Genomic DNA, 712 nt, shown 5'->3' with positions numbered 1-712 from the left:
ATCGGGAAGACAGGATTCGAACCTGCGACACCTTGGTCCCAAACCAAGTACTCTACCAAGCTGAGCTACTTCCCGCATTAAATAGAAAAAATGCACCCTAGAGGAGTCGAACCTCTAACCGCCTGATTCGTAGTCAGGTACTCTATCCAGTTGAGCTAAGGGTGCTCATCATTATATGCCGAGGACCGGAATCGAACCGGTACGATCGTTACCAATCGCAGGATTTTAAGTCCTGTGCGTCTGCCAGTTCCGCCACCCCGGCCTCTCTAAGCGAACGACGGGATTCGAACCCGCGACCCCCACCTTGGCAAGGTGGTGTTCTACCACTGAACTACGTTCGCATCGACCTCTTATTCTATATAAAAAAATGCCGGCTACATGACTTGAACACGCGACCCTCTGATTACAAATCAGATGCTCTACCAACTGAGCTAAGCCGGCTGATTTCTATTATGCGGGTTAAGGGACTTGAACCCCCACGCCGTTAAGCGCCAGATCCTAAATCTGGTGCGTCTGCCAATTCCGCCAAACCCGCAAATATGACCCGTACTGGGCTCGAACCAGTGACCCATTGATTAAAAGTCAATTGCTCTACCAACTGAGCTAACGAGTCTAAAATAACTGCCGTTATCTTAAACGGTCCCGACGGGAATCGAACCCGCGATCTTCGCCGTGACAGGGCGACGTGATAACCGCTACACTACGGGACCTA

Annotated in this window: 8 tRNA genes; all 8 read right to left on the bottom strand. The window is 50.8% G+C overall.

The window, feature by feature from the left end:
- Window position 1 precedes the first annotated feature (1 nt).
- A tRNA-Pro gene (locus SORDD25_RS08920) sits at window positions 2-75 on the bottom strand.
- A 16-nt stretch (window positions 76-91) separates the two neighbouring features.
- Window positions 92-165: transfer RNA gene (locus SORDD25_RS08915), tRNA-Arg, on the bottom strand.
- Window positions 166-176: 11 nt separating this feature from the next.
- Window positions 177-262, bottom strand: a tRNA-Leu gene (locus SORDD25_RS08910).
- A 7-nt stretch (window positions 263-269) separates the two neighbouring features.
- A tRNA-Gly gene (locus SORDD25_RS08905) sits at window positions 270-341 on the bottom strand.
- Between the two features lie 27 nt (window positions 342-368).
- Window positions 369-441 (bottom strand) — tRNA-Thr (locus SORDD25_RS08900).
- A 12-nt stretch (window positions 442-453) separates the two neighbouring features.
- A tRNA-Leu gene (locus SORDD25_RS08895) sits at window positions 454-535 on the bottom strand.
- A 5-nt stretch (window positions 536-540) separates the two neighbouring features.
- A tRNA-Lys gene (locus tag SORDD25_RS08890) sits at window positions 541-613 on the bottom strand.
- Window positions 614-637: 24 nt separating this feature from the next.
- Window positions 638-710, bottom strand: a tRNA-Asp gene (locus tag SORDD25_RS08885).
- Window positions 711-712: the final 2 nt, after the last annotated feature.

This window comes from Streptococcus oralis (assembly GCF_001579525.1).
Taxonomy (GTDB): domain Bacteria; phylum Bacillota; class Bacilli; order Lactobacillales; family Streptococcaceae; genus Streptococcus; species Streptococcus oralis_M.
The sequence above is the reverse complement of the archived record's forward strand: the minus strand, read 5'-3'. Positions and strand labels throughout refer to the sequence as shown.